Genomic DNA, 6,933 nt, shown 5'->3' with positions numbered 1-6,933 from the left:
TTCAAGCTCAAGTGTATTGCACCGATTTTTAGATCCTCAGTTCGGGCTCAACTCTTATAAATCTGCAAAGGTCGTTGGTTCAAATCCAGCTCCCGCAACCAATTTAAATCACTTTCAAATAGTAATACTCTTCTTAAATTTAAAAATACCCTTCTTAATTTCAAAATATTCTTCATCACTTTTCAAGCTCAAGTGTATTGCGTCGATTTTTAGATCCTCAGTTCGGGCTCAACCCTAATAAATCTGCAAAGGTCGTCGGTTCAAATCCAGCTCCCGCAACCAATATAAATCACTTTCAAATAGTAATACTCTTCTTCAATTTCAAAATATCCTTCTTAATTTCAAAATATTCTCATTAAATTTCAAAAAACTTCTAATAATTTTACTTGCTAAAGCCGTATTTAAATCGCTTTCAAAAGTTTTATTACCTAAAGTGCTTGTTTAATATCGATAATCAAATCTTCTACGTTTTCTAACCCAACTGAAATCCGTAATAAATTATCGGTTATCCCCGCTTCTGCTCTCGCTTCGGGGGTGTAGGGTGAATGAGTCATTGATGCAGGATGCTGAATAAGTGACTCCGCATCGCCCAAACTCACGGCTATCGTGAACAGTTTTAATTTATTTACAAAGTTAATCGCATCTTGTTCGGACCCTATTAATTCAAAGGCGATTACCCCACCCGCTCGACGCATTTGTTTGCCGACATATTTAAAGCCTTGATGATTTTCAAGCCCGGGATAAAAAACACTGCTTACTTTTGTATGTTGATTAAGGTAAACAGCCAACTTTTCAGCATTGTCACAATGACGGCTTAACCTGACATCTAAGGTTTTTAATCCTCTTAAAATTAGCCATGCATCATGGGGCGAAATAACACCGCCAAAGTCTTTAAGAATTTGGTATTTTAATTGATGAATATGCGCTTCACTTCCACAAACAATGCCTGCAATGACATCCCCATGACCATTTAAGTATTTGGTTGCACTGTGGATCACCATATCAATACCCAAAGTCAGCGGCTGTTGCAATAAAGGCGTCATAAAGGTGTTATCAACAATACTTATCAAATTATTGCGCTTTGCAATAGCTGCTATTGCGGTTAAATCAAATACTTGTAAATGCGGATTGACAGGGCTCTCACAAAATACCAATTTAGTATTAGGCTGAATTGCCGCTTCAATTGCTAAGGGATCTGAAAAGTCTACAAATGTTGTATCCACGCCATACCGTTTTAGTTGGCTACTCAACAAAGCAAAAGTGCAGCCATACACCGCATTTGATGAAATTAAATGATCGCCAGCCTCCAGATGAGTCATTAACGCCGCTGAAACAGCAGCCATGCCTGAGGCACATGCAGCGGCAGATTCTGCCCCTTCAAGTAAGGCCATTTTACGTTCTAACTCTGCGGTAGTAGGGTTACCAAGACGCGTATAAATGTAGCCTTGTTCGTCACCGGCAAACCTGGCTCCGCCCTGCTGGGCATTGTCAAACACGAAGGTGGCACTTTGATAAAGTGGCGTGACTAATGCGCCAAACGCTTCCTTTATATGACCACCATGAATCGCTACTGTGGCTGGTTTCCATTGATCTGGCATCTCGCTCTCCCAGGCCCACATATGAATTTAAATTATTTTACTATGTGTGTGGACAGGAATTTAAGATAGCGCGCTGAAAATTTTAACCAATAGTTTAGCGATTATTCATATTGAACACATTGTAAACACAATGTTACATCACAACCAAGAATGGCGCGCAAGATGTTGTTTTTACATATTTAAAGTTTTAGATTGTGACTGCGGTTATAAACAATGAGTCAACGAGGATTCTAGTGGTTATAGTGATTAGTGATTAGTGATTAGTGATTTGCACAGTGCTTTAATAATAATGACAGATAACATACAACTGATGTGATGAAACAAGATCACCAGCAACAACATGTATACTGGTAATCCCTTGCTGATAATTTAAATTTCAACTTAAATTAGCGATTTAAATTATCGGCTTAATTTAGTGATGCTTTTAAGCGCAACATACCTTCGTCAATACTGATCAGCGCTTCATAACCTAAATCGTTTTTAGCGGCGCTAATATCAAAATAATGACAGGTGGATAATTGTCTTGCGACAAACCTTGTCATAATCGGCTCTTGCTGTTTACCAAGTATTTTATAGATGGTTTCTAATACCACACCCGCGCTATACGCCACACCAGCAGGAACTCGTTTCGTCACTGGAGCAATATCAACACAGGCTAAAATGTTATTGAGCATGGCCGCCATAGTGATAGGTTCATCGTTACTTAAAAAATATGCCTTACCTGCACTCTTAGCTTGTTGCGTTAAGTCTACTGCCGCAAGAATATGCGCATAAGCGGCATTATCAACATAAATGGTATCAACCAGTTTATCTTGTTTACCCACCAACTTTAGCTTGCCGATTTTCGCCCGCGCTATCACTCTAGGCACCAAGTGTGGATCTTCAGGTCCCCAAATTAAATGCGGTCTTAATGCGGTGGTTTTCAACTGCGGCCCATTGGCTTCTAGCACCATTTTTTCGGCAATGGCTTTAGAGTGACCATAAAAGTTTAAAAAGCTAGCGGCATAAGGGGAAGATTCATCAATACCGGCTTCATCTTCACCCGCAAAGGTGACACTTGGAGTACTGGTGTAAACCACATGATTGATCTTTAATGCTTTACACGCACGCAGGATATTAGCGGTTCCATTAACGTTAGGGGCAAAATAGCTATCTCTATCGCCCCAAACACCCGCTTTTGACGCCACATGAAACACTAAATCACAATCTTGCATCGCCGCTGCTAGCGCATCTGAATCGCTAATATCACCTTGATACATGTTAACGCCCATCGCCGTTAATGCAGGATATTCACCACGAGCAAAACCATTAACTTCAATGCCTGCTGCTCGCAGACGAGTACAAATCGCTTTACCTAAAAAACCACCTGCCCCGGTGACAAATACTTTGTTAACCCGACTTTTAAGCGCAGCTAAGGCTGCCTGTTCTGGCTTTAATAACATTTCGAGTTCAAGCATGTATTTACCTAATTGAGAACGCAAATAAAAATTGATTGTTGGCAAACATTTCAGCAACGATTTGCACTATTCTTTCCACTGTTTTTGAGCCCAAACAGCTAATTTTTCTCTGAATATTTTCGCGTTGTGTCTGACATCAACAGGAAAATCTGGATGAATTAAAAAACGTGAAATACCCATTGTATGTGTATGTTTTTCAGCGATATCAACTAACTCTTGGTATAGCGCTTTACTGTTTGAGCAAGTCATGGCTTTATCAAGTTCGACACATAACAGTGGTTCAATATTGCCATTAATGACAATATTCACCAGTGCTGAACGTTTTACTTGTTTATGGGTGTTAAATACCCGCTCACAGGGAATTGAAAAATAACGTTTACTAAGGCTACCTTTTAGAGTTTGATCAACTCGATGGGCCTTGCGGCCACACATCCATAATTGCCCTAATTCATCCAAGTAACCGACATCACCCATGCGGTGTCGAATACCGTCAGCATCAGTAATTTTGGCCAGCTTAGTTGCACTATCGCGATGATAATACTCACGACTTACCATCGGCCCTTTTACGACGATTTCACCAATCTTTCCTACAGGTAAAATATCGGCTTCATCCCAATGGCTGATAACTGACTCAGTAATATCGATAATGCTAATCTCAACACCATCAATGGCTTTACCCACACAAATACCTTTACCAGCATCAGTTGCGGCGGTGGTATCAAACAGCTCGCTGCTTGGCATCATGCTAATCGGCAAAGACTCTGTCGCCCCATAAGAGTTGAGCACCTCAACTCCTGTTGCTAACATTTTGCTAAAACGCTTTATTGATGAGATGGTTGCTGGCGCCCCTGCTGAAATAACTCTTTGCACGCTTGGTAATGTAAATGCTTGGTTTTGGGCTGCGGTTTTAGTTTCAGCAGCGGCGCCTAAGCGCTCCAGCAATGCCGGATTAACAAACATATTAGTACATTGATATTTCTCAATCGCTGCGAATAAATACTCAGGATTAGCGGTTATGGGTTTACTGGCGTCCATCGCTGGCACAATAGATGCCATACCCAGTGCAGGGCCAAATAATGAAAATAATGGAAAAGTCGCTAAGTCGCGCTCACCGGGCTTAATGCCGTAATCATGTTTAAGGGCGCTAATTTGCGCTTCAAACATGCCATGGGAATACACCACACCTTTTGGGGTGCCTGTACTGCCACTGGTAAATAAAATTGCCGCCATTTGATCATCACACAGTGTGACCATGGGGTAAGCTTTGGCAAATGATCCACTAACCTGTGGCAAGGCGTCAATACTCACTGCGCCTGATAACCAACGCTGAATACTACTGCCGCCCACATTTAAGCAAAGCTTAACCGAAGATTTACCCCAACCTAATATTCTTCTGGCAATATGGGCTTTAGGGATACCAATAAACACATCGGGTTGTGACTCTTCAAAACATTGTTTTAAGTTTTTAACCCCCATACCGGGATCGACCAGAATAGGAATTACGCCCGCTTTAAATAACGCAAACGTTAGCACGAAAAAATCAATGCTTGGGGTCACCATCAACACAGCTTTCATGCCAGCTTGAAGGCCAAAGGCATTTAAACGATAGGCAATATCATCAGATTGTTGGTTTAGGGAGCCAAAATCGACGTCTTGATAAGTTAAAGCGTGAGAGGCTTGATTGGCAGATGTCGCTGTTTGCACCGCGACAGCTAATTGAGAAGGAAAGTTATTTGCCGCATCTTGTAAATGCCGACAGATGTTAGCCGTTTTTAATGTCATAAGCCTGATGTCATTGGTTTATAACTTGGGCGTGAATAATGAGTATTTCATCACGCCCAAGGTCGCTGTTTAGCTTTGCTGGTTGTTAGCCATAAAGTTCTGAATAAGCCCGATGACATCTTCGCTAGCATCTTCAAGAATATAATGACCACAGTCATCAAACTCTCTTACTTGCGCATGGGGCATATATTGACGCCACTTTGCTAAAAAGTGCTTATCAAATACAAAATCCTGTAGTCCCCAACAAATCAGTGTTGGCACTTCAGAGAATTTAGATAAACTATCAGCAATATTTGAAACTAACTCATAGTTACGATCTTCAGGCTTTAACGGAATATCCTGCACAAAACGTAAGGTTGAAATACGGTTTTTCCAGCTATTAAATGGCGCAACGTAGGCTTCGCGCACTGCTTTGGCCATTGGCTGACGTTTAACACCCACATAGGATGCAATGGATGAAAAGGCATTAAAGCCTCTGACCAAAAACGTCCCTAAAATAGTTTCGCGGCAAACCCATAATGCCCAAGGAAAAGGCTTAGATTCAGGTAAGTGAAATGCTGCTGTGTTTAAAAATACTAAGCGCTTAATGCGCTCAGGATAACGGGCAGCATAGCCCATACCAATCATTCCGCCCCAGTCATGAACCACTAAGGTGATGTTTTCTTTGACATCTAAATGATCTAACAGCGCTTCTAAATCATCAATACGATTTTCTAATGTGTAATCGTATTGTGGGTCATCAGGTTTATCCGATAAACCACAACCAATATGATCAGGCACAATACACTGATAATTGGTGCTTAATGCACTGACTAAGTTACGGTAGTAATAACTCCAGCTTGGATTTCCATGAACCATAACCACTGGCTCACCCTGGCCTTCATTAACATAATGCAGTTTGTTACCACTGCGGTCTAAATAATGGCTATCAAAAGGCAACAGATTTTCTAACATGATGCTTCCTACAATTTTATAATACTTATTCTATAACCAGCGAAATGATTACCACTTGATGCCTAGCATCATACAGTTCAACCCGCTGCCTATGCCTAGAAAGCTCACTTGATCGCCTAATTTTAAAAAGCCTTGGTCGTGGGCCATCGCCGCTGTTACTGGCAGCGAAACCGTGCCCATATTGCCCAAGGTTTCATAAGTTGGAAATTCTTTTTCATGAGGAATATTGAGAGCATTTAACACTTGTTTGCGGTTTGATGCGCCCACTTGATGACAAATCACTTTATCAACTTGATCCACTAACCACTCACGCTGAGTTAAGAAGTGTTCCCAAGTATGCTTAGCCAGATCAACCCCTTCTTTAAGTAAGGTGACGGCATCGGTACGCATAAACTCACGATATAACTTTTGACTGGTTTCTTGTAGGCCCCACTGACATAACTCGTGATGCTCAGGCGCCGATAAGTGGCTGGCACCTAATAGCTGATGATTACGAGTATTTTTAAGCGGTAAGCTACCGTCAGTTAAGATAACCGCAATCGCACCAGAGCCACCGGTTAAGGTCGCTAGCGATTGGGCAAAATTCTGCATTGTCGGCTCATTGAGCATATTGTCGATAGTGACTTCAACAATATCGCGCGCCGATTCACAAGATACCACCATACCGGCTTTAATTTGTCCAAGCTCAATACGGTTAGCGATATCTAAAATGCCAGAAAGCACACCTAAACAAGCGTTACTGATATCGTAAATCGCGGTATCTTTAGACACACCAAGCTCTGCAGCCACGCGGCACGCGGTTGCGGGCTCATGTTGGTCACGGCACACGCCTGTGTAAACAACTGCCCCTAAATCACTGACATTGATACCTGTTTCAGCAACCGCTTTACGGGCAGCACTGATAGCGCCGTCAGATAAACGATAACCTTTTGGCCACCAGCGACGTTCCTTAATACCGGTTAAAGCGGCTAATTGCCCCATTGGAATACGAAACTTTTGATAAAGCGGCGCAAGACGAGATTCTAGGTCTAGACTAGACACCACTTGGGGTGCTAACTCATAGGCCATACTATTAATAAAAACGCGGGAATATTTCATGAAACCGTATCAATCGCTCACTTTAAGGCCGCCTTAGGCAACCG

5 protein-coding genes are annotated in these 6,933 nt (G+C 41.9%); all 5 read right to left on the bottom strand.

What is annotated here, in order from left to right; all coding sequences use genetic code 11:
• Positions 1–428: 428 nt before the first annotated feature.
• The gene (gene megL / locus AB4140_RS00925; RefSeq protein WP_371999399.1) at positions 429–1,598 is read right to left on the bottom strand and encodes a methionine gamma-lyase; all 1,170 of its coding nucleotides are present in this window, start codon (positions 1,596–1,598) and stop codon (positions 429–431) included.
• Positions 1,599–2,005: 407 nt separating this feature from the next.
• Positions 2,006–3,055, bottom strand: coding sequence for a 2-alkyl-3-oxoalkanoate reductase (gene oleD / locus AB4140_RS00920; protein WP_102437667.1), 1,050 nt, complete (start codon positions 3,053–3,055; stop codon positions 2,006–2,008).
• Between the two features lie 66 nt (positions 3,056–3,121).
• Positions 3,122–4,837 carry an olefin beta-lactone synthetase gene (gene oleC / locus AB4140_RS00915; RefSeq protein ID WP_303413950.1) on the bottom strand — a complete coding sequence of 572 codons (1,716 nt, stop codon included), beginning with the start codon at positions 4,835–4,837 and terminating at the stop codon, positions 3,122–3,124.
• A gap of 69 nt (positions 4,838–4,906) precedes the next feature.
• Positions 4,907–5,791: an alpha/beta fold hydrolase gene (locus AB4140_RS00910; protein ID WP_102437671.1), complete on the bottom strand. Its 885-nt coding sequence runs from the start codon at positions 5,789–5,791 to the stop codon at positions 4,907–4,909.
• Between the two features lie 48 nt (positions 5,792–5,839).
• On the bottom strand, positions 5,840–6,889 hold the full coding sequence (locus tag AB4140_RS00905; RefSeq protein WP_076539890.1) for a 3-oxoacyl-ACP synthase III: 1,050 nt from the start codon (positions 6,887–6,889) through the stop codon (positions 5,840–5,842).
• Positions 6,890–6,933 lie beyond the last annotated feature (44 nt).

It is taken from the genome of Shewanella sp. 10N.286.51.B2 (assembly GCF_041469265.1).
Classification (GTDB): Bacteria; Pseudomonadota; Gammaproteobacteria; order Enterobacterales; family Shewanellaceae; genus Shewanella.
This window is presented reverse-complemented; position numbering and strand designations above follow the sequence as displayed.

Coding starts and splice junctions, on each gene's coding strand:
- megL (WP_371999399.1), bottom strand. CDS start 1,598: ATGCCAGATCAATGGAAACCAGCCACAGTAGCGATTCATGGTGGTCAT.
- oleD (WP_102437667.1), bottom strand. CDS start 3,055: ATGCTTGAACTCGAAATGTTATTAAAGCCAGAACAGGCAGCCTTAGCT.
- AB4140_RS00905 (WP_076539890.1), bottom strand. CDS start 6,889: ATGAAATATTCCCGCGTTTTTATTAATAGTATGGCCTATGAGTTAGCA.
- oleC (WP_303413950.1), bottom strand. CDS start 4,837: ATGACATTAAAAACGGCTAACATCTGTCGGCATTTACAAGATGCGGCA.
- AB4140_RS00910 (WP_102437671.1), bottom strand. CDS start 5,791: ATGTTAGAAAATCTGTTGCCTTTTGATAGCCATTATTTAGACCGCAGT.